Here is a 679-nt window from a genome sequence, read left to right on the forward strand (position 1 = left end):
TAATACTTCCGGCTTAAGAAAAATGTACGCTGGCGGTATTTATATCGAGGATTGGATGCTGAATGAAGCGAAGCAAAAGAAGATCCCGCTTGTGTTTGGGTCTGATGCCCATCAAGCGGGAGATGTCGGATATGCGTATGAGGCGTTTTTGGAACGATGCTAATTGGTGAGCGCCACGTCTCCTGTCCGGAAGACGCTTTTGATCCAAATCTTGATCTCTTCAAAATACATTTTATAAAAATACGGCTCGTGCGGCTGCATGTAGAGCACTTCTGAAATATATTGAGGCTGGAGATAGGGCATCATCAAGAGAGATTTTAATTGGAGAATAAAATGAGGCAGCGGCAGTGTTAAATGTTCACGCTGTTTTTCTCCTTCCTCAATGATCAGCTGGAAGATATACTTTTCCTTCATTAAATATGTCGACATAATTTCCCTGATTAACGTGGAGTCAATTGTGACTTCCCGGTAGACAAAACGAGTTAATTGACGATGATTATGCTGATAGGATAAAATATCGAAAACCAATTGGAGAAGCTGTTCCTGCGTGCTTTGAGAACAGATATTGCTTGCCGCTGTTTCAAGCGTTTTGCTGTAGCCTTCGTAAAACTCTGAAACTAAGTGTTCCATCAAGCCTCCTTTGCCTTTAAAATAGTAGGAGATGTGCGCAACATTTACA

At 41.7% G+C, this 679-nt stretch carries 2 protein-coding genes; one reads left to right on the top strand and one right to left on the bottom strand.

The window, feature by feature from the left end; genetic code table 11:
- Positions 1–163: PHP-associated domain-containing protein (locus tag RVS70_RS21710; RefSeq protein WP_321134798.1), on the top strand; the 163-nt coding region annotated here is incomplete at its 5' end.
- On the opposite strand, the gene refZ is transcribed toward RVS70_RS21710, so the two are convergent.
- Positions 160–679 (bottom strand): transcriptional regulator RefZ (gene refZ, locus RVS70_RS21715; protein ID WP_321134796.1); only part of this gene is annotated, 520 nt, incomplete at its 5' end. The two genes, RVS70_RS21710 and refZ, sit on opposite strands and share 4 nt — an antisense overlap.

This window comes from Virgibacillus sp. M23 (assembly GCF_034190895.1).
GTDB lineage: Bacteria > Bacillota > Bacilli > Bacillales > Amphibacillaceae > Virgibacillus > Virgibacillus salarius.